Origin of the sequence: Bradyrhizobium japonicum USDA 6 (assembly GCF_000284375.1) — a bacterium.
Lineage (GTDB): Bacteria > Pseudomonadota > Alphaproteobacteria > Rhizobiales > Xanthobacteraceae > Bradyrhizobium > Bradyrhizobium japonicum.
The window spans coordinates 6,660,478-6,684,866 of record NC_017249.1 but is presented as its reverse complement, the minus strand read 5'-3'; the positions used below and the strand labels follow the sequence as shown (position 1 = coordinate 6,684,866).

The following is a 24,389-nucleotide window of genomic DNA, read 5'->3' as shown; positions in this document are numbered from 1 at the left end:
GACAATGAGAATGACCGCCATGCTGGAGATGCGCAACGTCAGCAAGAGCTTTTCAGGCGTGCAGGCTCTGCGTGACGTGAACTTCTCGGTCGAGGCCGGGCAGATCCACGCGCTTGTCGGCGAGAACGGTGCAGGCAAATCCACACTGATGAAAGTGCTCAGCGGCGTCTACCCGGCCGGCAGCTACGAGGGCACCATCGTTTTCGAGGGTGAGGAGCGCCGCTTCCGCGACATCAACGATTCCGAGGCGCTCGGCATCATCATCATCCACCAGGAGCTGGCGCTGATCCCGCTGATGTCGATCGCGGAGAACATCTTCCTGTCGCATCCGCCGTCAAAATTCGGCGTCATCGATCGCGACGAGGTCTACCGGCGCACCCGCGAGCTGCTGGCGCAAGTCGGCCTGAAGGAATCGCCGGATACGCTGATCACCGATCTCGGCGTCGGCAAGCAGCAGCTGGTCGAGATCGCGAAGGCGCTGTCCAAGCGGGTGCGGATGCTGATCCTGGACGAGCCGACCGCGAGCCTCAACGAGGCCGACAGCGCCGCGCTGCTCGAACGCCTGATGGCCTTCCGCGAGCAGGGCATCGGCTCGATCCTGATCTCGCACAAGCTCAACGAGGTGGCCAAGGTCGCCGACCACATCACCGTGCTGCGCGACGGCCGCACCGTCGACAGCATCGACTGCCGCAGCGAGCCGATCCAGGAAGACCGCATCATCCGCAGCATGGTCAACCGCGATCTCGCCCATCGCTTTCCCGAGCGCAGCGCCAAGATCGGCGAGCCTGTCCTGACCGTCGAGAACTGGTCGGTCTATCACCCCATTCATCCCGAGCGGCAGGTGATCAAGAACGTCAATTTCGGCGTGAAGCGCGGCGAGGTCGTCGGCATTGCCGGGCTGATGGGCGCCGGCCGCACCGAGTTTGCCATGAGCCTGTTCGGCCGCTCTTGGGGCACCACAATCAGCGGCCGGATCCGGCTAGAGGGCAGGGAGATCGTGCTGCCGAGCGTCGCGGCCGCGATCGACGCCGGCCTTGCCTATGTCACCGAGGACCGCAAGCAGCTCGGCTTGATCCTGGCCGACGACGTCCGCAAGAACATCACGCTCGCCAGCCTCGACCAGGTCGCACCCGGCCGGGTGATCGACGACATCGCCGAGCTGAAAGTCGCCAGCGACTACCGCAACCGGATGCGCATCCGCTGCTCCGACGTCTACCAGGAGACCGGCCAGCTCTCCGGCGGCAACCAGCAGAAGGTGGTGCTGTCGAAATGGCTGATGACCGACCCCAAGGTACTGATCCTGGATGAGCCGACAAGGGGTATCGACGTCGGTGCCAAATACGAGATTTACTGTATCATCAACGAGCTTGCGGAGGCCGGGCGCGGCGTGGTGGTGATCTCCTCGGAGATGCCCGAGCTGCTCGGCATCTGCGACCGCATCTGCGTCATGAACGACGGCGCCTTCGTCGGGGAGTTCAAGGGCACAGAGGCGACGCAGGAGAAGATCATGCGCGCCATCATGCGCAACGAACGAAGCAACGGAAACGGCGTGCCTGAGGCCGCGGAGATGGGAGGATTGCAGCCATGACCGACAAGACGGTTTCGCTGCCCGAGGAGCGCCGGAACGGTAGTTTCATCAAGAACAATTTGCGCAATTACGGCATGCTGATGTCGCTGATCGCGATCATGCTGTTCTTCCAGGTCATGACCGGCGGCACGCTGCTCCAGCCGCTCAACCTGACCAATCTGGTGCTCCAGAACAGCTACATCGTCATCATGGCGCTCGGCATGCTGCTCGTGATCGTCACCGGCCATATCGACCTCTCGGTCGGTTCGGTCGCGGGCTTCGTCGGCGCGGTCGCTGCCCTGCTGATGGTGACGTACAAGGTCGACTATACGCTCGCCTTCATCGCCTGCCTCGTGGTCGGCGCAGCGATCGGCGCGGCGCAGGGCTATTGGGTCGCCTATTTCAAGATACCGTCTTTCATCGTGACCCTGGCCGGCATGCTCGTGTTCAAGGGACTTGCGCTCGCGGTGTTGCAGGGGCAGTCGCTCGGGCCGTTTCCGCCGACCTTCCAGAAATTGTCGTCGGGCTTCATTCCGGAGTTCCTGCCCGAAGCGGGCACGCTGCATCCGACCTCGATGCTGATCGGCGCGGTGCTGGCGCTGGGGCTGGTCTATGCCAGCGCCAAGAGCCGCGCGCGCGAGCAGTCGCACGGCATCGAGGTCGAGCCTTACGCGTTCTTCCTCGGCAAGAGCGTGGTGCTGGCCTGCGCCGTGCTCTACTTCACCTACCTGATCGCGACCTATCGCGGCTTGCCGAACGTGCTGGTGATCATGAGCGCCTTGATCGCGCTCTACGGCTTCGTCACTCGCCGCACCGTGATTGGCCGGCAGATCTATGCCGTCGGCGGCAACGCCAAGGCGGCAAGCCTGTCGGGCATCAAGACCGAGCGGTTGACCTTCCTCACCTTCGTCAACATGGGCGTGCTCGCGGCTCTCGCCGGCCTCGTCTTTGCCGCGCGGCTGAACACCGCGACACCGAAAGCGGGCCTCGGCTTCGAGCTTGACGTCATCGCCGCCTGCTTCATCGGCGGCGCCTCGGCCTATGGCGGGGTCGGGCGCGTCGGCGGCGCCGTGGTCGGCGCCATGATCATGGGCGTGATGAACAACGGCATGTCCATCCTCGGCATCGGCATCGATTACCAGCAGGTCATCAAGGGCCTGGTGCTGCTCGGCGCCGTGTGCATCGACGTGTATAACCAGCGGCGGTAGGCGCAAAATCACGTCGCGGGGGAGGCTCTGGCGCCGCCCCGCCAGGCGACTACAATTTTCGTCAATTTCGATCATGGCATCGCGACCGGAACCGATGCCTCGCGATGACCATGATTTGGGGGCTAGATCCGGGGGTGCCGAGCAGGGCACGGGCAGGGCAGCACCAGTGGCGGCTCATATCCACGAGATGACAGACGATGAATTTGAGGGCCGGCTTCGCATCCTCTTGCGCATCGTTTCCGTCTGCACCCTCGGGCTAGGCTCCTTTGCTGCAGGTTTATTGATCGGCGCCTTTGTTCTGTTTTGAACGAGGCAATTCACTCCAGAGCCTCGGAACGAGAGGCGCCGGCGCGTCTTCTTGATCTAGATCAACCGATCGCCAATTCCGTGCTAATCTCATGTGGTCGACGCAAGGGACCACGGGGAACCTGAGTGACGAGTACAGTGAGGTTATCGCCGGCTTCGGAGGTGATGCTGGTCTCGACTTTGCCGGCGTTGCAGCTGATCTACGACACCGCCCCGATCGGGTTGGCCTGTCTGTCGCCGGACTGCCGCTATTTGCTGATCAACCAGCGTCTGACCGAGATCTGCGGCATATCCATCGAAGGCCATCTTGGACGTACGGTCAGGGACTGCGTGCCGGCCCTGGCGGATTCCGTCGAGCAGATTGTGCGCTCGATCGTCGCGACGGGCGAGCCCGTGATCGGTATCGAGGTGGCGGGGCAGCGGGCCGATCAGGTCGAGGAGCGTTCCTGGGTTACTTATTGGCACCCGCTGCGAATGCCCGATGGCGAGATTGTCGCGGTCAACGTGGCGGCGGAGGAGATCACCGAACGCAAGCGCGCCGAGCGGGAGATTCGCAGCGCGAGGGACGCCGCTGAGACCGCGCTTCGCCATCTGCGCGATATCCAGGACACCCTGATCGAGGCGGAAAAGCTTGCGGCGCTCGGGCGCATGGTTGCCGGTGTCGCGCACGAGATCAACACGCCGCTCGGCAGCAGTCTGACGGTGGCATCGACGCTCCAGCGCAAGGCGGAGCAGTTCGCGGCGGAGGTCGCGCGGGGTAATCTCAAGCGCTCGACCCTGACAGGGTTTCTGGAACTGGTCAGCGATGCGTCGGCGCAGCTGGTCACGAATCTCGGTCGCGCCGCCGAGCGGGTGCAATCCTTCAAGCAGGTGGCGGCTGACCAGACCGAGTCGCTTCGGCGCAGCTTCGACGCAGGCGAGCTGACCGGCCAGGTTCTGTCGCAGTTCGAGCGGCAGTTGCGGGTGCGCGACATCGCGTTCAGCCTCCACTGCGAAACGAATCTCGCCATGGACAGCTATCCCGGGCCTTTCGGCCAAGTGCTCACCAACCTCGCAGTCAATGCGATGACGCACGCATTCTCCGATGGCGAGACCGGGACGATCAACGTCTCGGTCCGTGCGCTCAATGATGACCACGTTGAGCTGCTGTTTGCTGATGACGGCTGCGGCATGGCTCCCGATGTGGAACGGCGGGCCTTCGACCCATTCTTCACCACGCGCCGGCACGACGGCGCCAGCGGCCTCGGTCTGCATATCGTTCACAGCATCGTAGTCGACCGGCTGGGTGGGCAGATCCGGCTCGAGAGCCTGCCCGGCGCGGGGACGCGGTTTCAGCTCATCCTGCCGAGAATGGCCCCCGACCGGCGATAGCTGATCGTTTCCTCATCGGCAGTGCCCGGCTACTGCGTCGTGAACAGCACCGTCGCGATCGCGACGGAGAGGCTCACCGCCGATACCGTCGCCACCGTCGACAGCACGCCCATGCGCCGGAGCGCGATGGCAAAGGCGATGATGATGGGGGTCGCGGTCATTAGCCCGATCTGTGCATCGCTCATGTCATTGCTCACCGCTCGTTGCGAACCCTGAGTCTGTTCGTACCGCGCTCCGGCGAGCGGGACGTTGCGTCGGCGCAAACATCTCCGCCGGTGGCCGCCCAGTTTGTCCTGCGACAAATTCCGAACTGGACGGTTGAGCTAAGTCTGGCCGGTGTCCTGATCCGGAAAGACGATGTCTGCGGCCGATTGCGAACAACAGGGAACCGGCTGGGGAATCTTGGAAGATCTCCCCGGCGATCCCATGATCTGGGTGCTGATCTTCAGCGAGCTCGTCGCCTTCGGCCTGTTTCTCGGTGCCTTCACGGTCGCGCGCGCGATCCGCCCCGCAGTGTTCGCGGCGGGGCAGGCGGTGCTCGATTCGAATCTCGCTGGTCTCAACACAATCGTGCTGGTGACCAGCGGTTGGGCTGCGGCCCGGGCTACGAAGGCCGCGCGGACCAGCGAGAAGCAGGCCTCGCGCCGATGGCTCCTCACCGCCATGGCGCTCGGCGGCCTCTTCATCGCGATCAAGCTGACCGAATATGCCGAAGAGATCGGTCGTGGGATCGGCCTCGAGACCAGCCCGTTCTTCACGCTCTACTTCCTCCTGACCGGCTTCCATCTCCTGCACGTCTGCCTCGGCATCGTGATTCTCGCCGTGGTCTGCCGCCGCGCCGACATATCGGGCGTCGAGACCGGGGCCGCCTTCTGGCACATGGTCGATCTGGTCTGGATCGTGATGTTCCCGATTCTGTATCTGCTGCGGTGATGATGCCCGATCGCCTCGACATCACCTGGATAGCGCTGATCGGCCTCGCGCTGGCGACCATGCTGGTGCCACAGCTGGTGCCGCGACCGCTGCTCGGCGACGCTTTGTTGCTGATCTTCGCCGCCATCAAGGGCCGCCGCATCGCGCTTGATTTCATGGATCTCCGCGCGGCGCCGGCGCTCTGGCGCGGTCTGGTGAGCGCATGGATCCTGATCGTGGTGCTGGTTGCGTGGCTCGCCTCCGCCGTCATCGCATTGATCTGACGCCGCCAACGCAGCGTTGATTGCGCCCGGACAAAGACCCGTCGGCACCAATCGGCAAGATACAGCATCACTGCTTCCTCACGACTGGACTCACAACGGAAAGGACTGGCAATGGCTGAACGCCTGACCAAGTCGGCGGCTCGAAACGTCTTTTACGGCGGCTCGGCCTTCTTCTTCGCCATCTTCATCGGGCTGACGGCGCACAGCCACTACTATATGGCGACGACCTCGACGGACGCGACGACGCTGACATCGTCGGTCGCGCGCGGCAAGCATGTCTGGGAGAAGAACTCCTGCATCAATTGCCACACGTTGCTGGGCGAGGGCGCCTATTTCGCCCCCGAAGTCGGCAATGTCTGGGATCGCTGGGGCGGCAACGAGGATCCGGCCGGTGCGCGCGAGACGTTGAAGGCCTGGATGCAATCGCAGCCATCGGGCGCGGAGGGCCGGCGCCAGATGCCGCAGTTCAACCTCACCGACCAGGAGCTCAACGATCTCGCCGACTTCCTGCAATGGACCAGCAAGATCAAGCGCCAGGAATGGCCGCCGAACAAGGCCGGTTGAGCACGCCGCATCCGCTTCAAGACAGAGAGAACCCGAGATGAAATATCAGACCCAGAAAGTCGCGATGCTGTACTTTTACGGCGCGCTGACGCTGTTCCTGGCGCAGGTCCTGTTCGGCCTGCTTGCCGGAACCATCTACGTCCTGCCCAACACGCTGTCGGTGCTGCTGCCGTTCAACATCGTCAGGATGATTCACACCAACGCGTTGATCGTGTGGTCGCTGATCGGATTCATGGGCGCGACCTACTTCCTGCTACCGGAGGAAACCGAGACCGAGCTGTACAGCCCGCTGCTCGCAAAGATCCAGTTCTGGATGTTCTTCGGCGCGGCAGGTGTGGCTGTGGCCGGCTATCTCTTCCACTACCATGAGGGTCGCGAGTTTCTCGAGCAGCCCTTCATCATCAAGGTCGGGATCGTCGTGGTCTGCCTGATGTTCCTGTTCAACGTGACGATGACGGCGCTGAAGGGCCGCAAGACCACGGTCACCAACATCCTGTTGTTCGGCCTGTGGGGTGTCGCCATCTTCTTCCTGTTCGCCTTCTACAATCCGGCCAATCTCGCGGTCGACAAGATGTACTGGTGGTATGTCGTGCATCTCTGGGTCGAGGGCGTCTGGGAGTTGATCATGGCCTCCGTGCTGGCCTATCTCATGATCAAGCTCAACGGCATCGACCGCGAGGTGGTCGAGAAGTGGCTCTATGTCATCATCGGCCTTGCGCTGTTCTCGGGCATTCTCGGCACCGGCCACCATTTCTACTGGATCGGCGCGCCCGGTTACTGGCAGTGGATCGGCTCGCTGTTCTCCACGCTGGAGGTCGCGCCCTTCTTCACCATGGTGATCTTCACCGTGCAGATGACCTGGAAGGCCGGCCGCAAGCATCCGAACCGCGCCGCGCTCTTGTGGTCGGTCGGCTGCTCAGTGATGGCGTTCCTCGGCGCCGGCGTCTGGGGCTTCCTGCACACGCTGTCCTCGGTGAACTACTATACCCACGGCACGCAGGTCACCGCCGCACATGGCCATCTCGCCTTCTTCGGCGCCTATGTGATGCTGAACCTGTCGGTGATGGCTTATGCGATCCCGCAGATCAAGGGACGTGCGCCCTATAACCAGTGGCTCAGCATGACCAGTTTCTGGATCATGTGCACGGCGATGATGACCATGACTTTCGCGTTGACCTTTGCCGGCGTGATTCAGGTCCATCTCCAGCGCGTGCTTGGCCAGAGTTACATGGACGTGCAGGACCAGCTTGCCTTCTTCTACTGGGTGCGGCTCGGCTCCGGCGTGTTCGTCGCGATCTCTGCATTGATGTTCGTCTGGGCAGTGCTGGTGCCCGGCCGCGAGAAGCAGGCGACTATCCCAGGCGCCTTGCAACCGGCCGAATAGACACAAGGCGGCCGCGCAAGTCGCGGCCGCCGTTCCAGAATGATTTCCGGAGAAGAACCATGACAGCAGCACTTCACGCCTTGTCGGCACCCGCGCTCGTGCTCCCGGCTTACGCTCCGAGCGGCAACGAATGCGCGCTGTTCGAGCACGCCTGGCGGCATCAGCTCCCGGTCCTGCTGAAGGGACCGACGGGCTGCGGCAAGACGCGCTTCGTCGCCCACATGGCGGCGCGGCTGGGATTGCCGCTTCACACCGTCGCCTGCCACGACGATCTCACTGCCGCCGATCTTACCGGCCGCTACCTGCTGAGGGGCGGCGACACCGTGTGGACCGACGGTCCGCTGACGCGCGCAGTGCGCGAGGGCGGAATCTGCTACCTCGACGAAGTCGTGGAGGCGCGCAAGGACGTCACGGTGGTGTTGCATCCGCTCACCGACGACCGCCGCATCCTGCCGCTGGAGCGGACCGGCGAGGAGCTGGTCGCGCCGAAGGGATTCATGCTCGTGGTCTCCTACAATCCCGGTTACCAGACCCTGCTGAAGGCGTTGAAGCCGTCGACGCGGCAGCGCTTCATTGCTGTCGAGTTCGGCTTCCTGCCGCCGGAGCAGGAGATCGCGGTGGTCGCGGCCGAGAGCGGGCTCGCGCCCGATTATGTGCGGCCGCTGGTCCAGCTGGCCGGCCGGCTACGCGCGCTGAAGGGGCACGACCTGGAGGAGGGCGTTTCGACCCGTCTCGTCGTCTATTGCGCCACCTTGATTGCGGCGGGAGCCTCAATTACGGATGCGGTGCTGGCCGGCATGATCGAACCGCTCACCGATGACGTAGACGTCAAGGCGGCGCTGCTCGACGTCGCACGCGCCGTTATCTCCTGAGAGTGATGCGATGCTCGATTTCCTCGAGCTTGAAGAAACCGTCGGTCGCGCCTGGCATCGCCTGGTGGGCGGCACCGCGAGCTATCCGGCCTATGCCGAACACGCGGTGTCGCTCGCGGAGGTGCGCAGCCGGATCGCGATCATGTTCCGCGCGCTTGGCGGGGAGACAGGCGTGCAGATCGCGAGCGCGAGTGCCCGCCGGGCCGGGCATCGGCTTGGATGGCGGCAGCGCATCGGGCTCGGCGACGAGCGGCTCGCGCAACCCCGGCGCGATGCCGCGACGATCTTCCTGCCCGACAACATCGCGATCTTCGCCGATCGCGGGCTGAATGCCGCGCTGTACCGGTGGCTGGCCGCGTGGTTTGCCTTTGCACCGGTCGACGCGATCGCCGAGGCCGATCCGCTGCGGCGCGATCTGCTGACGCTGCGCCGGACCAGCGAAATCGCGGTGCTTGTGCTGACGGAATGTCCCGGCCTTGCCGAGGACTACGCCCGGTTGGCCGCGGCCACGGCCATGGCGCGGCCACACCGGCCATTGCCGCGTATCGAGCAGGACATGGAGCAGATCGTGCTTGCTCTGCTCGGCGCCGATACGCCGCCGGTGGGAAAACTGTGGCCGGCGATGATGGGGACGGGGCCGCTGCCGGACAGGGCGCCGCCGGGCTATCGTTCGATCCTGCCATGCCCGCTCTGGGGCGATTGCTGGACACGGGCGCTGTCGCCCACACATGAAGGCGACGACGAGTGGGCGCCGACCGGCGCGCCAGCGCCATCGGACGATCGCAAGCGTTTCGCCGTCCGCGAGCGCGAAGACGGTACCAATCGCCGCGATCCCTTCGTGCTCAATCGCTTTGAAAAGATCCTCGCGATGGCCGAGATGATCAATGTCGACCGCCCGGCTGACGACAGTGAGGACGAGGATGCGCAGAAGGCAGCCGACGACCTCGAGGAGATCGCGCTCAGCCGCCGCAGCGGCAAGCCGGCGAGCCGGCTCAAATTCGATCTCGACCTGCCACCGGAAGCCCTCGATGTATCGCGATTGCACGCGGACCTGACCTATCCCGAATGGGACTATCGCAGCGGCTCCTATCTGCCCGATCATTGCCGCGTGCTCGCGGGTGCGGCCTCCGAGCTGGGTGAGGGCTGGACGCCTGATGACGCCATGCGTCGGCATATCCGCCAGGTGCGCCGCCGCTTCGAGGTGTTGCGACCGCGTCATGAATTGATGCGCGCCCAAGCCGATGGGCACGACCTCGACCTCGACGCACTCGTGCGCGCGCGGTGCGATCTCCGCGCCGGAAGCGGCGGAGGCGGTCTCGATCGCGTCCATGTCGCCATGCGACCGCCAGGGGACGATCTTGCCGTCACGCTGCTCGTGGACGTCTCGCTCTCGACGGACGCCTGGGTCGACGGCTATCGGGTGCTCGATGTCGAGAAGGAGGCGCTGCTGGTGCTTGCGCACGGCCTGTCGGCCTGCGGCGATCACCACAGTATCCTCACCTTCACCTCGCGCCGGCGTTCCTGGGTGCGGCTCGAAACGGTCAAGGCCTTCGGCGAGCCGATGAGTGGGGCGATCGAGCGCCGGATCGGCGCGCTGAAGCCTGGCTATTACACACGGATCGGTGCGGCGGTACGTCACGCCTCGGCCGAGCTGGCGCGCCAGCCGCAGCGCAAGAAGCTGCTGCTCGTCCTCACCGACGGCAAGCCGAACGACGTTGATCATTATGAGGGCCGCTTTGCGGTCGAGGACACCCGCAAATCCGTGCAGGAGGCGCGGCGGCTCGGCATCGCGGTCTTCGGCGTGACGGTCGATGCGACGGCGCAATCCTACGTCCCGACGCTGTTCGGCCGCAGCGGCTACGCCATCGTCGGCAACATCTGCCGCTTGCCTGCGGCGTTGCCGGCGATCTATCGACAGGTCGCCCATTGACCCCGGCGAACCCGCCACGCGCCCTCTTCGGTGAACTATTGCTCAAAGGATGGGTATATGATCGAATGGCCGGATGGACCGAAGCCGGCAAAGGCCCGATCTCGTCATTTTCGACTGCGACGGAGTGCTCGTCGACAGCGAGCTCTTGAGCTGCCAGTGCCTTGTGGACGAGCTGTCCGGATTTGGGATATCGCTGACACTTGCGCAGGCGCTCGAGCTGTTTCTCGGACGAAGCACGAGCGCGGTCACGCAGCATTATCGCGAACTCGGCCAGGCGATGCCAGCCGATTTTCCGGTCCGGCTGAAGTCGCGCGTACTGATCGCCTTCGAGAGGGCGCTCCATCCGATTCCCGATGCCGATACCGTCCTGTCCGGCCTGCGCGTACCGAATTGCGTGGCCTCGTCGAGTGATCTCGACCGCGTCGCGCTGTCGCTGAGAGTGACCGGTCTCGCGCCCCATTTCGGCGACCGGATCTACACGGCGCAGATGGTCACGCACGGCAAGCCCGCGCCGGATCTCTTTCTCCACGCGGCGGAGAAGATGGGCGCGCGGCCTGCGCGCACGCTGGTGATCGAGGACAGCGTCAGTGGCGTGGTGGCCGCGAAGGCCGCCGGCATGACGGTCTGGGGATTTGTCGGCGGCAGCCATTATCGCGGGCGCGACGGCCAGGCTATATTGTCCGGCGCCGGGGCCGATCGGGTCTTCGCGCACATGAGCGATTTCTGGGAGGCATAGGCCGCCATGGCCGTCGAGAACGAAAAGTCCAGGCTCGACGATGCCGCACGTGCCGGCTGGCTCTATTTCATTGCCGGTCACACCCAGGACGAGATCGCAAAGATGCTCCAGGTCTCGCGGGCCTCCGCGCAGCGGCTGGTCTCGCTGTGCCTCGCCGAGCGTCTCATCACCTTCCGTCTCGAACATCCCATCGCCGCCTGCATGGAACTGGCGGCACGCCTGAAGGCGCGCTTCGACCTCAGCCATTGCGAGGTGGTGCCGGCCGATCCTGCCGCGCCGCAGGCCACGGCGGGCATCGCCGAACGCTGCGCCAATCTGCTGGATTCGACGTTGCGTTCGGAAACGCCCGTCATCGTCGCGCTCGGCACGGGGCGGGCGGTGCGCGCCGCGGTCGAGCGCGTGACGCCGATCGACCGGCCCAACCACCAGATCGTCTCGCTGGTCGGCAACATCTCCGCCGACGGTTCGGCGAGCTTCTACGACACTGTCGGCCGGCTCGCCGACCGCACCGGCGCGCGGCACTATCCGATGCCGCTGCCGTTCCTGATGTCGTCGGAGGACGAGCGCAACAAGATGGTGCGGATCGAGCCGATCGCGAAGGTGAAGGCGGTCGCGGCCAAGGCTGACTTGCGCCTCGTCGGCATCGGTCAGATGGACCAGAAGGCGCAAATCCACATCGACGGCTTCGTTACCCGCGACGAATTGTTCGAGATGATGCGGCAGGGGGCGATCGGTGAAATCACCGGCTGGGCCTATGATTCCAAGGGCCGCCTGCTCAAGGCCGGCACCAACAAGCGCCTCACCAGCATTCCGCCGGAGGTGCCGGCCAAGACCACGACGATCGGCGCCGCGGTCGGTGCGGCCAAGGTGCCGGCGATCGCGGCCGCACTGAACGGGCACCTGATCAACGGCCTGATCACGGACGAGGCGACGGCAAGGGCGATTCTGGAGCGGTAGGGCGGGCGGTCGCTCTTCGTGCGCCTGCGAAGCAGGCGGTGTTTCCCCACCAAACGCTGTCATCGTCCGCCTTGTGCGCAATTGCGCACTGGGGCGGACGATCCAGTACGCCGCGGCCCCACTTGAGGCAAGCCACTCACGACACGGCGTACTGGATGCCCCGCCTTTGCGGGGCACGACAGTGTGGGTGAGGCAGCACCTCCCATCCCTCCCGCACCGCAGCACTCATAAGTTGCGGGAACGCCCGGCGCCTGCTTGACAAGCGCTGCACCTCGTCCGAACATACGCCCAACGCGTGGGCATATGCTCAGAAGCGCGATCCTAGGGAGGTCACCGTGAAACACGTCCTCGGCGCCGTCTGCGGCGCGTCTTGCCTGTTGCTGGCCGTCCCTGTGATGGCCGAAACGACCCTGACCATCGCCACCGTCAACAACGGCGACATGATCCGCATGCAGGGGCTGACCAGCGAATTCACCAAGAAGAACCCGGACATCACCGTCAAATGGGTGACGCTGGAGGAGAACGTGCTGCGCCAGCGCGTCACCACGGACATCGCCACCAAGGGCGGCCAGTTCGACGTTTTGACCATCGGCACCTATGAGGTGCCGATCTGGGCCAAGAAGGGCTGGCTGGTGCCGCTCGCCAATCTCGGCGCCGATTACGACGTCGCCGACCTGCTGCCGAAGATCAAGGACGCGGTCTCCGTGGACGGCAAGCTCTACGCCGCGCCGTTCTACGGCGAGAGCTCGATGGTGATGTATCGCACCGACCTGTTCGAGAAGGCCGGTCTGAAGATGCCGGAAAAGCCGACCTGGGATTTCATCATCGATGCCGCCAAGAAGCTCACGGACAAGAGCGCCGGCACCTACGGCATCTGTCTTCGCGGCAAGGCCGGGTGGGGCGAAAACATGGCGTTCCTGTCGGCCATGGCCAATTCCTACGGCGCGCGCTGGTTCGACGAGAAGTGGGAGCCGCAGTTCAACACGCCGGAATGGAAGACGACGCTCACGACCTACGTCAATCTGATGAAGGAGGCCGGCCCTCCTGGCGCGAGCTCGAACGGCTTCAACGAGAATCTGGCGCTGTTCAACGCCGGCAAGTGCGGTATGTGGATCGACGCGACAGTGGCGGCGTCCTTCGTCACCAATCCGAAGGAGTCCAAGGTCGCCGACAAGGTCGGCTTTGCGCTCGCGCCCAACACCGGCCTCGGCAAGAATGCCAACTGGCTGTGGGCCTGGAGCCTCGCGATCCCCGCCGGCTCCAAGAAGACGGAAGCCGCCGAAAAGTTCATCGCCTGGGCCACCAGCAAGGACTACACCAAGCTCGTGGCGTCGAAGGAGGGCTGGGCCAACGTGCCGCCGGGCACGCGGACCTCGCTCTACCAGAACGAGGACTATCTGAAAGTCGCGCCGTTCGCGAAGCTGACGCTGGCCTCGATCGATGCTGCCGACCCGAACAAGCCCACCGTGAAGCCGGTGCCTTACGTCGGCGTACAATACGCGGCGATCCCCGAATTCCAGGGCATCGGCACCCAGGTGGGCCAGCAATTCTCCGCCGCGCTCGCGGGATCGATGACGGTCGATGCCGCGCTGGCGGCGGCGCAGTCCGCCACCGAGCGCGAGATGAAGCGCGCCGGCTACATCAAGTGAACCCGAGCTCTCCCTCCTGAGCTCAAACTGGCGGCCATCCACCAGCCAGCCCCGAATGGATGGCCGCCTTCTTCCTCCAGCGGAGACGCCAAGGATGGCAACCCGGCAGACGCAGTTTCTTGCGCGCTCGCTCCTGACGCCTGCGGTCGGGCTGCTCTTCATCTGGATGATCGTTCCGCTGGCGCTGACGATCTATTTCTCGACCCTGCATTACAGCCTGCTCGATCCCGGCTCCGAGGCGTTCGTCGGCCTGGAGAATTTCCGCTACTTCCTCACCGATCCCGCCTTCCTCGCCTCGCTCCAGAACACGCTGGTGCTGGTCGGCTCGGTGCTGGCGCTGACCATCCTGCTCGGCATCCCCCTGGCGCTGCTGATGGACCAGCCCGTGATCGGCCGCAACATCGTGCGGCTGATGGTGATCGCGCCGTTCTTCGTGATGCCGACGGTGAGCGCGCTGGTCTGGAAGAACCTCTTGATGCACCCGGTCTCCGGCCTGTTCGCCTGGCTCGCCAAGCTGGTCGGATTGACGCCGATCGACTGGTTCACCGACGCGCCGCTGCTCGCGGTGATCCTGATTGTCGCCTGGCAATGGCTGCCCTTCGCGACCCTGATCCTGCTGACCGCGCTGCAATCGCTCGACGAGGAGCAGAAGGAGGCCGCCGAGATGGACGGCGCCAGCGCCGTCTCCACCTTCATCTACATCACGTTGCCGCACCTGGCGCGGCCCATCACCGTGGTGATCCTGATCGAGACCATCTTCCTGCTCACGGTGTTCGCGGAGATATTCGTCACCACCGGTGGCGGACCGGGCCTGCAAACCACCAACATCGCCTTCCTGATCTATTCGCAGGCGCTGATCCAGTTCGACGTCGGCAGCGCCTCCGCAGGCGGCCTCGTTGCGGTCGTGATCGCCAACGTCGTCGCTTTCTTCCTCGTCCGCATCGTCGGCCGCAATCTGGAGGCGTGACACATGGCGCGGATGGCAACGACGCAGCGGGTGGTGATATCGACGATTGGAGCGTGGTTCTTCGGCTTCCTGATCTTCTTCCCGATCCTGTGGATGGTGCTGGCGAGCTTCAAGACCGAGTTAGAGGCCTTCGCCATTCCGCCGTCCTTCCTGTTCTTCCACTGGACCACGGAAAACTACGCGACCGTGCAGGAGCGCAGCGATTATTTCCACCACGCGATGAACTCGATCATCATCGCCGGCGGCTCGACACTCATTGCGCTGCTGATCGCGATCCCCGCAGCCTGGTCGATGGCATTCTCGCCGACCAAGCGCACCAAGGACATCCTGCTCTGGATGCTTTCGACCAAGATGATGCCGCCGGTCGGCGTGCTGGTGCCGATCTATCTCATCTTCAAGACCTTCGGCCTGCTCGATTCCCGCATCGGCCTCGTCTTCATCCTGTGCCTCGGAAATTTGCCGATCGTGATCTGGATGCTGTTCACCTATTTCAAGGAGATCCCGCGCGACATCCTCGAAGCCGCGCGCATGGACGGCGCCACCATCGGCCGCGAGCTCGTCTACGTCTTGACGCCAATGGCGATCCCGGGGCTGGCGTCGACCATGCTGCTCAATCTGATCCTGGCCTGGAACGAGGCGTTCTGGACGCTCAATTTGACGACCTCGAACGCCGCACCACTCACCACGTTCATCGCCTCCTATTCGAGCCCGGAAGGGCTGTTCTGGGCAAAGCTGTCGGCGGCCTCGACGCTGGCGATCGCGCCCATTCTCGTCCTCGGTTGGTTCAGCCAGAAGCAGCTCGTGCGCGGGCTCACCTTCGGCGCGGTGAAGTAAAGGGGCTGGCGGATCATGGGTCAGATCACACTTCAGGACGTACAGAAATCCTTCGGCCCCGTGCACATCATCAAGGGCGCCGACCTCGACATCGCCGACGGCTCCTTCGTGGTGTTCGTCGGTCCCTCAGGCTGCGGCAAGACCACGCTGCTGCGGCTGATCGCCGGGCTCGAAGACGTCTCAGGCGGCAAGATCCTGATCGACGGCAAGAACGTCGTCGACACGCCGCCGGCCAAGCGCGGGCTGTCGATGGTGTTTCAGTCCTACGCGCTCTATCCGCATATGAGCGTGCGCGGTAATATCGGTTTCGGCCTGAAGATGGCGGGCCTTTCCAAAGATGAAACCAACCGCAAGGTCGAGGCTGCTGCGGCGACGCTGAACCTCACGCCCTATCTCGACCGCAAGCCGCGCGAGCTCTCCGGCGGCCAGCGCCAGCGCGTCGCAATCGGCCGCGCCATCGTCCGCGAGCCCAAGGCGTTCCTGTTCGACGAACCGCTGTCCAACCTGGATGCGGCCTTGCGCGTGCAGATGCGGATAGAAGTCACGCGGCTCCAGAAGCAGCTCGGCACCACCGCGATCTACGTCACCCACGATCAGGTCGAGGCCATGACCATGGCCGACAAGATCGTCGTGCTCAACGGCGGCAAGATCGAGCAATATGGCTCGCCGCTGGAGCTCTATGAGCGGCCCGCCAATCTCTTCGTCGCCGGCTTCATCGGCTCGCCGAAGATGAACTTCGTCACTGGCGAGCACGCCTTGCAGAAGGGCGCGGCGACGATCGGCGTGCGGCCGGAGCATCTCAAGATCGAGCGCGACGGTGCCGGCGGCTGGCAGGGAACGATCGCGGTTGCCGAGCATCTGGGCAGCGACACCTTCCTTTATGTCGATGCCGGGCCGCTCGGCATGCTGACGGCGCGCTACATCGGCGAATTGAGCCTGCATGCCGGCGACCGTGTATCGCTGGTGCCGGATCCCGCGCGCATCCATCGCTTCGACGAGAGCGGCAACGCGCTTCGGGGCTGACAAGAGACGGCAAAAAACGGCAAGAGACGGCGAGAAACGGAAAGACCACCATGTACCTCGAAAAATTCAAGCTGAGCGGCAAGACCGCGTTCATCACCGGCGGCGGGCAAGGCATTGGCCTCGCCTGCGCGGAAGCGCTGGCTGAAGCCGGCGCGAAGGTCATCATCGGCGACCGCGACAGCAAGGTCGCCGACAGCGCGAAGGCCAGCCTGAAGGCGAAGGGTTTTGACATCGAGACGGCGATCATGGACGTCACCGACACCAAGCGCGTGGCGCAGGTCGCGGCTGACCTCGTCGCCCGCCACGGCAAGGTCGACATCCTCGTCAACAATGCCGGCATCGCCCGCAGCGAGACGCCGGCCGAGACCGTCACCGACGAGCACTGGCTCAACGTCATCGACGTCAATCTCAACGGCACCTTCTGGTGCTGCCGCGAATTCGGCAAGCACATGCTGAAGGCCAAGAGCGGCGCCATCGTCAATGTCGGCTCGATGTCGGGCTTCATCGTCAACAAGCCGCAGGAACAGTGCTTCTACAACGCCTCCAAGGCCGGCGTGCACCATTTGACCAAGTCGCTGGCCGCCGAATGGGGCGCCCGCGGCATCCGCGTCAACGCGGTGGCGCCGACCTATATCGACACGCCGCTCAATGCTTTCGTGAAAAGCACCCCGAAAATGTATGACGCCTGGATCGGTGGAACCCCGATGGCGCGGATGGGGCAGGTCGAGGAGATCGCCTCCGTCGTGCTGTTCCTGGCCTCGGAGGCCGCGAGCCTGATGACCGGCAGCATCGTGCTGGTGGATGGCGGCTACACTTGCTGGTAGGCTTGCGTCAAAACTGACGAGAGCGACCGGGAGCGACAATGCCGCGAGCGTATATCGGCGTCGACGTGGGGACCACAAGCACGCGGGCAGGGGTGTTTGACGAGTCCGGCACCCTCCTTGCCACCGCCAAGCATCCGATCCGGATCTGGCACGAGGCCGGCGACATCGTCGAACAGTCGTCTTCGGACATCTGGGAAGCCTGCGCCAAGTCGGTGCGAGCGGCGATGGCGGAAGCTGCCATCGCGCCCGACAGCGTCGGCGGCATCGGTTTCGACGCCACATGTTCGCTGGTCGTCCTCGATCGGCAAGGCGAGCCGGTCACCGTCAGTGCCTCCGGCGACCGCCAGCGCAATGTGGTCGTCTGGATGGACCATCGTGCCACGGCCGAGGCACGGCTGATCAACGAGACCGGGGACGCGGTGCTGCGCTATGTCGGCGGCTCGATCTCGCCCGAGATGGAGATGCCGAAGCTGCTGTGGCTGAAGCGGCACATGCGCGCAAGCTTCGAGGCCGCCGGTCATTTCTTCGACCTGGCAGATTATCTGACCTGGCGCGCGACCGGCTCGCTGCAGCGCTCGACCTGCACGGTCACCTGCAAGTGGAACTACCTCGCACACGACGGCGGCGGCTGGAGCGCGCCGTTCTTCAAGCGCATCGGCCTCTCCGATTTCGTCAGCGAGAAATACGCTCGCATCGGCACCGAGATCGTCGCGCCCGGCACGCGGCTCGGCGAAGGCCTTACCCGAGCGGCGGCTGCGGAGCTCGGCCTGGCGCCGGGCACGCCGGTCGGCGCCTCGCTGATCGATGCGCATGCCGGCGGCATCGGCGCGATCGGCGGGCGCGACGGAGGAGGCGGTGCGACCGATGTCGGCGACCGTCTCGCCTACATCATGGGAACGTCGGCCTGCATCATGGCGACGACGAAGGAGCCGTGTTTCGTGCCCGGCGTATGGGGCCCTTATTATTCCGGCATGGTGCCGGACTTCTGGCTCAACGAGGGCGGCCAGTCGGCTGCCGGCGCGGCGATCGACCATCTCCTCAAGTCGCATCCCGGCCATGCCGAGGCGAGCGCGGCGGCGCGCAGCGAGGGCGTCGACCTCATCGAGTACCTCGAGCGGCGCATCATCGCGCGCCCCGGTGACGCCAGCCGCGCCGCGCTGCTTGCCCGCGACGTCCATGTGCTTCCCGAATTCATCGGCAACCGCTCGCCCTACGCCGACCCCGACACCCGCGCGGTGATCGCGGGCCTCGATCTCGACAGCGACGTTGGTGCGATGGAGCGGCTGTTCGTCGCCGGCCTCTGCGGTCTGGCTTATGGACTCGCCGAGGTGATCGAGGCCTTTGCCGCGCATGGCGTCCATTCCAGCATCATGATCATGGGCGGCGGCGCGAGCCGCAGCCCGCTGGTGCGGCAGATCATGGCGGACACCACCGGTCTCACCGTCGCGCTGCCGCAAACGAAGGAGCCCGTGCTGCTGGGCGCCGCGATGCTTGGCGCGGTGGCCGGCGGTGCCTATGCCTCGATCGGCGAGACCATGGCGAAGATGTCGGCGCTGGGACGGAAGAGCGAGCCGACCGCGCCCGGCATGGCCGCGTTTCATGCCCGCAAGCGCGAGGTCTACAAGCTGCTGCGCGAGGTCGATCGCGGCAGCCGCGAAGCGATGCGGGAGGGGGCTGGAGGTTGAAACGGATGTTGATTGCCTGCGGCGATGCGCTGATCGATTTCGTCCCGACGCGAAACACTGAGGGGCGCGAGGCGGTGATGCCGGCGGTCGGCGGCTCCTGTCTCAACGTCGCGATCGGCATGGCGCGGCTCGGCGCGCCGACCGGCTTCGTCGGCGGCGTCTCGACCGACATGTTCGGGCGCATGATCGCCGACCACGCCACCGCGTCGAACGTCGAACTGGGGCTGGCCACCCGCAGCGATCACCAGACCACGCTCGCCTTCGTGCGCATCGTCGCGGGCGAGTCGCATTATGCGTTCTATGACGCGGAGACCGCGACGCGAAACTGGACCTACCGGCGCGGCGCAATTCCGTTCGCGAGTATCGAAGCCGTCCATATCGGCTCGACCACGCTGGTGAACGACCAGGGCGCGGCCGAGACGAAAGCCCTGATCGCGGACGCGCGCGCGTCGTCGACGATCTCCTTCGATCCGAACTGCAGGCCCAATCTGGTCAAGAACAAGCCGGCCTATCTCGCGCGCATGGCCGAGTTCGCAGGCCACGCCGATCTCATCAAGATGTCGGATGTCGATTTCGCGTATCTCTTCGGCGAGGAGCCCCACGAGCAGCGCGCGAAGGTGCTGTTGGGGCAGGGCACGAGCCTCGTCGTCATCACCCGCGGCAACAACGGGGCCATTGCCTGGCACGCGAGCGCAGGGCAGATCGAAGTTCAGGCGCCGAAGGTCGAGATCGCCGACACCATCGGCGCCGGCGACAGTTTTCAGGCGGCGCTCCTGTTCGCCCTGCACAAGCAGGGCCGCATCGGCCGGCAGCAACTGAAGGACACCGGCGCGGACGAGCTTCGCCGCGCGCTGTCCTTTGCCGCCAAATGCGCCGGCCTGACCTGTACCCGCCCGGGCGCCGATCCGCCGTGGAGCCATGAAGTCACGTGGAGCGTCTAGCCCGGCTCCGCATCACAGCCGCGCGACGACCTTCTCGGCGCATTTGAGGAAGGTGCGGATCAGCGGGCTCTGCGAATCCCGCCGCCAGCACACCGCGATATCGATGGAGTCGTTCGCCTCCCGCAGCGGCCTGAACACGATGCCCTGCGGCGCGCCGAGCTTCGCGCAGGCCGGCAGGATCGCAAGCCCCTCGCCGGCGAGAACGAGGCTCATCGCCGAATGCACCGTCTCCACCCGGCTCGCGATCGGCATCACGACCTGGTGCCGCCGCAGCAGGGCTGAGACCGCGGAGGAGGCGGGGTCTTGCTCCGGCGGCGGCAGCGCGATCAGCGGGCGGCCCTGGAGTCGCGCCATCGGCACTGTGCTCAGGCGCGCAAGCGGCGAGCGCTTCGGCATCGCCAGCATGAACGGCTGCGCGCCGATCCGCGCCACCTGGATCTCGGGATGGTGGATCGCCGGCATGCACAGCGCGACGGTGACGCTGCGGTCGAGCAGCCGCGCCTCGCGCGTCGAGGCGCTGAGCTCGGCGAAGTCGAGATCGACGCCGGGAATGGATCGCCGCAGCTCGGGGATCAGGCGCGGCAGCATCGCGTTCGCCAGCACGAACATGTAGCCGACGGAAATCCGGCCGCGACTCCCGGCCGCGACCGCGCGCGCGGCTTCGATGCCGTCGGCCGCAAGCGACAGCGCCTCGCCGGCGCGCACCAGCAGGGCCTGGCCCGCTTCCGTCAGGTCCATGCCGCGCGTGCCGCGGCGGAACAGCGGCGCGCCGACCTCGGCCTCCAGCTTGCGGATCTGGACCGAGAGCGGCGGCTGCGCCATCCGCAGCCGTTCGGCGGCCTTGCCGACGCTACGCGCCTCGGCCACGGCGACGAAGTAACGGAGCCGGCGAAGATCCATTGGCATACCGAAAACGTATGGGTTGGCGTCCAAAAACGTATTGGACGGCGAGTTAACAAAACTGTCATTCTCGCTGTCAATGCAATGGCTGGGCCAACGAGGGCCGGCTTCGGAGCGTGATGTGACGATGAACGGCGATCCCTGCCTGCTATCTGCAACCGAACTGCGCGGCCTCATTGCCACGAAGAAGATTTCGCCTGTCGAAGTCACCCGCGCCGTGCTCGCGCGAGCCGAGGCGCTTCAGCCCGAGCTGAACTGTTTCATCACGCTCTGCGGCGACGAGGCGATGGCGGCGGCCCGCGCGGCCGAGCGCAAGGTGATGGCGGGCGAGCCGCTTGGCCTGCTGCACGGCCTTCCCGTCACCGTCAAGGACATCGTCAACACCAGGGGCGTGACGACCACCTTCGGTGCCGTTCCCTACAAGGACAATGTGCCGACCGAGGATGCCGTCGCGGTCGCAAAACTCCGCGCGGAAGGCGCGATCCTGATCGGCAAGACCACGACGCCCGAATTCGGCAGCAAATGCCTGACCGACTCGCCCTTGTTCGGCCGGACCCGCAATGCGTGGAGCGCGGAACGCTCGTCTGGTGGTTCCTCCGGCGGCGCCGCAGTGGCCGTTGCGAGCGGCATCGCGCCCCTTGCGATTGCGACCGATGGCGGTGGCTCGACGCGAATTCCCGCCGCCTGCAACGGCGTGGTCGGGCTGAAGCAGAGCAACGGCGTGATCGCGCACAGCCAGGCGCTGGATGCCTTCGGCAACCAGACCTACGTCACGCCGACCACGCGCACCGTCGCCGACACCGCGCTGATGATGCAGGCGATGGCCGGGGAGGACTCCTGCGATCCCTGGTCGATCGGCGTGCCCGTACCCGATTTCATAGGGACCGGCGCGCCTCGGGGCGATCTGCGCGGGCAAAAGATCCTGTTCTGTGCGTCGCCGCTCGGTCGCCCGGTGTCGTCAGATGTCGCGGCCAGCTTCAAGGCGAGCCTCGACCGGCTGGCCGGTCTCGGTGCCGAGCTCGAGGAGTTCTCCGGCGAGGGGTTTGACATCGAGCCGATCTGGCGCGCCATCAACCACACCGTCTGGCGCACGCGTTTTGCCAAGCTGGTGGCCGAGCACGGCGATGTCCTCAGCGAGGCCTTCGTCAAGCAGGTCGCGCTCGCGACCAATGTCAGCGGCGTCGCCTATCAGGAGGCGATGTTCGCGCGCACCGCGCTGTTCCGCCGCGTGCAATCCCTGCTTGCGCGCGGGCATCTTTTGGCGATGCCGACCCTTACCCGCACCGCGCTGCCGATCGACCAGGACCTGTTCGGCACCATCGAGATCGACGGCAAGCACTTCGATAGCGTCCGGCCGCACTGGTTCCCGTGGACCATGCCATTCAACATGACCGGGCACCCCGCGATCAGTCTTCCCTGCGGCTTCGGCCGCGACGGCCTGCCGATCGGGCTTCAGCTCGTCGGCCGCTTCCGTGCCGATGCCGAACTGCTGCGGGTGAGCGCGCTGTTCGAGGCCTCGCACGATCTTCTGTCCCGCCGGCCCGGCTGAGGTGAGGCACATGCCGCAAAGGACTTGCCTCCGGCGCCCGGACATGTTGATCGTGCGGCGGATGAGCCCTGAAGCCGAGCGCGCATGAGCGTATTCTTTCTTCGACGTCTGTTGACCTTGCTGGCGACGCTGGTCGGCGCATCCGTGATCATTTTCCTGGTGCTGGACGCTCTTCCGGGCAACGCGGCGCAGATGCTGATGGGCGCCGATGCCTCGGCCGACGCGGTGCGCGCGCTTACCGTCAAGCTCGGGCTCGACCAGCCGCTGGCGGTTCGCTATCTGCAATGGATCAAGGGCCTCCTCGTCGGCGATCTCGGCAACAGCTATGTCTACGGTACGCCGGTCGCGAGCCTGATCGCGGAGCGGCTGGTGCTGACCATCCCGCTCGCGATCATGTCGATGCTGATCACGGTGACGCTGGCGCTCTCGGCCGGCATCTACACCGCGGCCAACCACAACAAGCTCGGCGACGTCGGTGTGATGTCGTTGACGCAAGTGGGCATCGCGCTGCCGAACTTCTGGTTCGCAATCCTCCTTGTCCTCCTGTTCTCGGTGCGGCTGCAATGGCTCTCGGCGGGCGGCTTTCCCGGTTGGGAGGATGGCATCTGGCTCGGCATCAAGTCGCTGCTGCTGCCGGCGGTCTCGCTCGCGGTGGTGCAGGCCGCGATCCTCGCACGCGTCACGCGCTCGGCCGTGCTCGAAGTGCTGCGTGAAGATTTCGTCCGTACGGCGCGCGCGAAGGGTCTCGGCAAGCGCGAGGTGCTGTGGAGCCACGTGCTGCGCAACGCCATGATCCCCGTGATGACGGTGATGGGGCTGCAATTCGCCAATCTGCTCGCCGGCACCATCGTGATCGAGAACGTATTCTACCTGCCGGGCCTCGGCCGCCTGATCTTCCAGTCGATCGCCAACCGCGACCTGATCGTGGTGCGCAATTGCGTGATGCTGCTTGCGGCCATGGTCGTCATCGTGAATTTCGTGGTCGACGTGCTCTACGCCTTCATCGATCCCCGCATCAAGGTCCACGATTTGTGAGCGCGCCACTGACCACTTCGGTCGACGCCCCGATCGCAACGCGTCGGCCGCCGGCCCGCACCTTCTGGGCCCGAGCGCTGCGTCACCGCAGCTTTGTGCTGGGCGGCGCGCTGAGCCTGCTGGTGCTCGCCTCGGCGCTGCTGTCGCTGGTGTGGACGCCGTGGTCGCCCTACGAGATCGACATCGCCTCGAAGCTCCGGCCGCCGTCGGCGGCGCACTGGCTCGGCACCGATTCCTTCGGCCGCGACATCGTCTCGCTGCTGCTCGCAGGCGCCCGCTCGACCATTCTGGTCGGCATCATCGCCGTGAGCATCGGTCTCACCTTCGGTGTCTGCCTCGGCCTGATTGCGTCGGCCAAGCGCGGCTGGACCGAAGAGATCATCATGCGCTTCTCCGATTTCACCTTCGCCTTTCCGGCGGTGCTGTCCGCGATCATGCTCGCCGCGGTCGTCGGGCCGGGCATGGTGACCTCGATCATCGCGATCGGCATTTTCCAGATCCCGACGCTGACCCGGCTGACGCGGGGGTCGGCCAACGCGATCTGGGCGCGCGAATTCGTGCTGGCCGCGCGCGCGTCGGGGAAGGGCAAATTCCGCATCACCATCGAGCACGTGCTGCCCAACATCCTGTCGATCCTGATCGTGCAGGTCACCATCCAGTTCGCGCTCGCGATCCTTGCCGAAGCCGCGCTGTCCTATCTCGGTCTCGGCACGCAGCCGCCGCAGCCGTCCTGGGGACGCATGCTGAACGATGCGCAGACCCTGCTGTTCCAGTCGCCGATGCTCGCGGTCTATCCGGGCGCGGCGATCGCCATCGCCGTGCTCGGGCTCAATCTGCTCGGCGACGGACTGCGCGATCTGCTCGATCCGCGACTGGCGCGGGAGCGGTGAC

Annotated in this window: 23 protein-coding genes; 21 read left to right on the top strand and 2 right to left on the bottom strand. The window is 65.3% G+C overall.

Annotation, left to right across the window (positions count from 1 at the left end; genetic code table 11):
• Window positions 1-10 precede the first annotated feature (10 nt).
• The 3 genes from mmsA (at window position 11) to BJ6T_RS31445 (ending at window position 4,452) form a co-directional block, all read left to right on the top strand.
• On the top strand, window positions 11-1,588 hold the full coding sequence (mmsA, locus tag BJ6T_RS31460) for a multiple monosaccharide ABC transporter ATP-binding protein (protein WP_014496602.1): 1,578 nt from the start codon (window positions 11-13) through the stop codon (window positions 1,586-1,588).
• Window positions 1,585-2,775, top strand: coding sequence for a multiple monosaccharide ABC transporter permease (gene mmsB, locus BJ6T_RS31455; protein WP_014496601.1), 1,191 nt, complete (start codon window positions 1,585-1,587; stop codon window positions 2,773-2,775). The genes mmsA and mmsB overlap by 4 nt, the downstream gene beginning before the upstream one ends.
• A gap of 471 nt (window positions 2,776-3,246) precedes the next feature.
• Window positions 3,247-4,452 carry a sensor histidine kinase gene (locus BJ6T_RS31445; protein WP_014496600.1) on the top strand — a complete coding sequence of 402 codons (1,206 nt, stop codon included), beginning with the start codon at window positions 3,247-3,249 and terminating at the stop codon, window positions 4,450-4,452.
• Window positions 4,453-4,481: 29 nt separating this feature from the next.
• Here the strand turns inward: BJ6T_RS31445 and BJ6T_RS47560 are convergent, their stop codons facing one another.
• Window positions 4,482-4,637: a hypothetical protein gene (locus tag BJ6T_RS47560; RefSeq protein WP_085965373.1), complete on the bottom strand. Its 156-nt coding sequence runs from the start codon at window positions 4,635-4,637 to the stop codon at window positions 4,482-4,484.
• Between the two features lie 172 nt (window positions 4,638-4,809).
• Between BJ6T_RS47560 and BJ6T_RS31440 the strand changes: the two genes are divergently transcribed.
• The 15 genes from BJ6T_RS31440 to BJ6T_RS31370 all read left to right on the top strand — a co-directional run bounded on the left by BJ6T_RS31440 (window position 4,810) and on the right by BJ6T_RS31370 (window position 20,014).
• On the top strand, window positions 4,810-5,385 hold the full coding sequence (locus BJ6T_RS31440) for a cytochrome c oxidase subunit 3 family protein (RefSeq protein WP_028169608.1): 576 nt from the start codon (window positions 4,810-4,812) through the stop codon (window positions 5,383-5,385).
• Between the two features lie 2 nt (window positions 5,386-5,387).
• Window positions 5,388-5,648 carry a cytochrome C oxidase subunit IV family protein gene (locus tag BJ6T_RS31435; protein WP_014496597.1) on the top strand — a complete coding sequence of 87 codons (261 nt, stop codon included), beginning with the start codon at window positions 5,388-5,390 and terminating at the stop codon, window positions 5,646-5,648.
• 111 nt (window positions 5,649-5,759) lie between these two features.
• Entirely contained in the window at window positions 5,760-6,212 is a 453-nt protein-coding gene (locus BJ6T_RS31430) for a c-type cytochrome (protein WP_014496596.1), read from the top strand.
• Window positions 6,213-6,249: 37 nt separating this feature from the next.
• A complete protein-coding gene (locus BJ6T_RS31425; RefSeq protein ID WP_014496595.1) occupies window positions 6,250-7,596 on the top strand; it encodes a cbb3-type cytochrome c oxidase subunit I in 1,347 nt (448 codons plus the stop codon).
• A 59-nt stretch (window positions 7,597-7,655) separates the two neighbouring features.
• Window positions 7,656-8,468: a CbbQ/NirQ/NorQ/GpvN family protein gene (locus BJ6T_RS31420; protein WP_028169609.1), complete on the top strand. Its 813-nt coding sequence runs from the start codon at window positions 7,656-7,658 to the stop codon at window positions 8,466-8,468.
• A gap of 10 nt (window positions 8,469-8,478) precedes the next feature.
• Window positions 8,479-10,398, top strand: coding sequence for a nitric oxide reductase activation protein NorD (locus BJ6T_RS31415; RefSeq protein ID WP_014496593.1), 1,920 nt, complete (start codon window positions 8,479-8,481; stop codon window positions 10,396-10,398).
• Window positions 10,399-10,471: 73 nt separating this feature from the next.
• Entirely contained in the window at window positions 10,472-11,134 is a 663-nt protein-coding gene (locus tag BJ6T_RS31410) for an HAD family hydrolase (protein WP_014496592.1), read from the top strand.
• Between the two features lie 6 nt (window positions 11,135-11,140).
• A complete protein-coding gene (locus tag BJ6T_RS31405; RefSeq protein ID WP_014496591.1) occupies window positions 11,141-12,091 on the top strand; it encodes a sugar-binding transcriptional regulator in 951 nt (316 codons plus the stop codon).
• A gap of 395 nt (window positions 12,092-12,486) precedes the next feature.
• The gene (locus tag BJ6T_RS31400) at window positions 12,487-13,740 is read left to right on the top strand and encodes an ABC transporter substrate-binding protein (protein ID WP_202557055.1); all 1,254 of its coding nucleotides are present in this window, start codon (window positions 12,487-12,489) and stop codon (window positions 13,738-13,740) included.
• A 94-nt stretch (window positions 13,741-13,834) separates the two neighbouring features.
• Window positions 13,835-14,707: a carbohydrate ABC transporter permease gene (locus tag BJ6T_RS31395; protein ID WP_014496589.1), complete on the top strand. Its 873-nt coding sequence runs from the start codon at window positions 13,835-13,837 to the stop codon at window positions 14,705-14,707.
• 3 nt (window positions 14,708-14,710) lie between these two features.
• Entirely contained in the window at window positions 14,711-15,541 is an 831-nt protein-coding gene (locus BJ6T_RS31390; protein ID WP_014496588.1) for a carbohydrate ABC transporter permease, read from the top strand.
• Window positions 15,542-15,556: 15 nt separating this feature from the next.
• Entirely contained in the window at window positions 15,557-16,564 is a 1,008-nt protein-coding gene (locus BJ6T_RS31385) for an ABC transporter ATP-binding protein (protein WP_014496587.1), read from the top strand.
• Between the two features lie 50 nt (window positions 16,565-16,614).
• On the top strand, window positions 16,615-17,388 hold the full coding sequence (locus BJ6T_RS31380) for an SDR family NAD(P)-dependent oxidoreductase (RefSeq protein WP_014496586.1): 774 nt from the start codon (window positions 16,615-16,617) through the stop codon (window positions 17,386-17,388).
• Window positions 17,389-17,426: 38 nt separating this feature from the next.
• Window positions 17,427-19,073 (top strand): FGGY-family carbohydrate kinase, encoded by a 1,647-nt coding sequence (locus tag BJ6T_RS31375; protein ID WP_014496585.1) that lies wholly within the window; start codon window positions 17,427-17,429, stop codon window positions 19,071-19,073.
• A gap of 5 nt (window positions 19,074-19,078) precedes the next feature.
• Window positions 19,079-20,014, top strand: coding sequence for a carbohydrate kinase family protein (locus BJ6T_RS31370; protein WP_014496584.1), 936 nt, complete (start codon window positions 19,079-19,081; stop codon window positions 20,012-20,014).
• Window positions 20,015-20,026: 12 nt separating this feature from the next.
• Here BJ6T_RS31370 and BJ6T_RS31365 read toward each other — a convergent pair whose 3' ends face one another.
• Window positions 20,027-20,914 carry a LysR family transcriptional regulator gene (locus BJ6T_RS31365; RefSeq protein ID WP_014496583.1) on the bottom strand — a complete coding sequence of 296 codons (888 nt, stop codon included), beginning with the start codon at window positions 20,912-20,914 and terminating at the stop codon, window positions 20,027-20,029.
• A 127-nt stretch (window positions 20,915-21,041) separates the two neighbouring features.
• Here BJ6T_RS31365 and BJ6T_RS31360 point away from each other — a divergent pair, with 127 nt between their 5' ends.
• From BJ6T_RS31360 to BJ6T_RS31350, 3 genes are all read left to right on the top strand, one after another.
• Window positions 21,042-22,463: an amidase gene (locus BJ6T_RS31360; protein ID WP_014496582.1), complete on the top strand. Its 1,422-nt coding sequence runs from the start codon at window positions 21,042-21,044 to the stop codon at window positions 22,461-22,463.
• An 84-nt stretch (window positions 22,464-22,547) separates the two neighbouring features.
• Complete coding sequence (locus BJ6T_RS31355) at window positions 22,548-23,498, top strand: ABC transporter permease (RefSeq protein ID WP_014496581.1); 951 nt, start codon at window positions 22,548-22,550, stop codon at window positions 23,496-23,498.
• On the top strand, window positions 23,495-24,388 hold the full coding sequence (locus BJ6T_RS31350) for an ABC transporter permease (RefSeq protein WP_014496580.1): 894 nt from the start codon (window positions 23,495-23,497) through the stop codon (window positions 24,386-24,388). The genes BJ6T_RS31355 and BJ6T_RS31350 overlap by 4 nt, the downstream gene beginning before the upstream one ends.
• Window position 24,389: the final 1 nt, after the last annotated feature.

What these genes read in the sequence shown, in the direction of transcription:
- mmsA (WP_014496602.1), top strand. Translation starts at nt 11, where the DNA reads ATGACCGCCATGCTGGAGATGCGCAACGTCAGCAAGAGCTTTTCAGGC.
- mmsB (WP_014496601.1), top strand. Translation starts at nt 1,585, where the DNA reads ATGACCGACAAGACGGTTTCGCTGCCCGAGGAGCGCCGGAACGGTAGT.
- BJ6T_RS31445 (WP_014496600.1), top strand. Translation starts at nt 3,247, where the DNA reads ATGCTGGTCTCGACTTTGCCGGCGTTGCAGCTGATCTACGACACCGCC.
- BJ6T_RS47560 (WP_085965373.1), bottom strand. Translation starts at nt 4,637, where the DNA reads ATGAGCGATGCACAGATCGGGCTAATGACCGCGACCCCCATCATCATC.
- BJ6T_RS31440 (WP_028169608.1), top strand. Translation starts at nt 4,810, where the DNA reads ATGTCTGCGGCCGATTGCGAACAACAGGGAACCGGCTGGGGAATCTTG.
- BJ6T_RS31435 (WP_014496597.1), top strand. Translation starts at nt 5,388, where the DNA reads ATGCCCGATCGCCTCGACATCACCTGGATAGCGCTGATCGGCCTCGCG.
- BJ6T_RS31430 (WP_014496596.1), top strand. Translation starts at nt 5,760, where the DNA reads ATGGCTGAACGCCTGACCAAGTCGGCGGCTCGAAACGTCTTTTACGGC.
- BJ6T_RS31425 (WP_014496595.1), top strand. Translation starts at nt 6,250, where the DNA reads ATGAAATATCAGACCCAGAAAGTCGCGATGCTGTACTTTTACGGCGCG.
- BJ6T_RS31420 (WP_028169609.1), top strand. Translation starts at nt 7,656, where the DNA reads ATGACAGCAGCACTTCACGCCTTGTCGGCACCCGCGCTCGTGCTCCCG.
- BJ6T_RS31415 (WP_014496593.1), top strand. Translation starts at nt 8,479, where the DNA reads ATGCTCGATTTCCTCGAGCTTGAAGAAACCGTCGGTCGCGCCTGGCAT.
- BJ6T_RS31410 (WP_014496592.1), top strand. Translation starts at nt 10,472, where the DNA reads ATGGACCGAAGCCGGCAAAGGCCCGATCTCGTCATTTTCGACTGCGAC.
- BJ6T_RS31405 (WP_014496591.1), top strand. Translation starts at nt 11,141, where the DNA reads ATGGCCGTCGAGAACGAAAAGTCCAGGCTCGACGATGCCGCACGTGCC.
- BJ6T_RS31400 (WP_202557055.1), top strand. Translation starts at nt 12,487, where the DNA reads ATGGCCGAAACGACCCTGACCATCGCCACCGTCAACAACGGCGACATG.
- BJ6T_RS31395 (WP_014496589.1), top strand. Translation starts at nt 13,835, where the DNA reads ATGGCAACCCGGCAGACGCAGTTTCTTGCGCGCTCGCTCCTGACGCCT.
- BJ6T_RS31390 (WP_014496588.1), top strand. Translation starts at nt 14,711, where the DNA reads ATGGCGCGGATGGCAACGACGCAGCGGGTGGTGATATCGACGATTGGA.
- BJ6T_RS31385 (WP_014496587.1), top strand. Translation starts at nt 15,557, where the DNA reads ATGGGTCAGATCACACTTCAGGACGTACAGAAATCCTTCGGCCCCGTG.
- BJ6T_RS31380 (WP_014496586.1), top strand. Translation starts at nt 16,615, where the DNA reads ATGTACCTCGAAAAATTCAAGCTGAGCGGCAAGACCGCGTTCATCACC.
- BJ6T_RS31375 (WP_014496585.1), top strand. Translation starts at nt 17,427, where the DNA reads ATGCCGCGAGCGTATATCGGCGTCGACGTGGGGACCACAAGCACGCGG.
- BJ6T_RS31370 (WP_014496584.1), top strand. Translation starts at nt 19,079, where the DNA reads ATGTTGATTGCCTGCGGCGATGCGCTGATCGATTTCGTCCCGACGCGA.
- BJ6T_RS31365 (WP_014496583.1), bottom strand. Translation starts at nt 20,914, where the DNA reads ATGGATCTTCGCCGGCTCCGTTACTTCGTCGCCGTGGCCGAGGCGCGT.
- BJ6T_RS31360 (WP_014496582.1), top strand. Translation starts at nt 21,042, where the DNA reads ATGAACGGCGATCCCTGCCTGCTATCTGCAACCGAACTGCGCGGCCTC.
- BJ6T_RS31355 (WP_014496581.1), top strand. Translation starts at nt 22,548, where the DNA reads ATGAGCGTATTCTTTCTTCGACGTCTGTTGACCTTGCTGGCGACGCTG.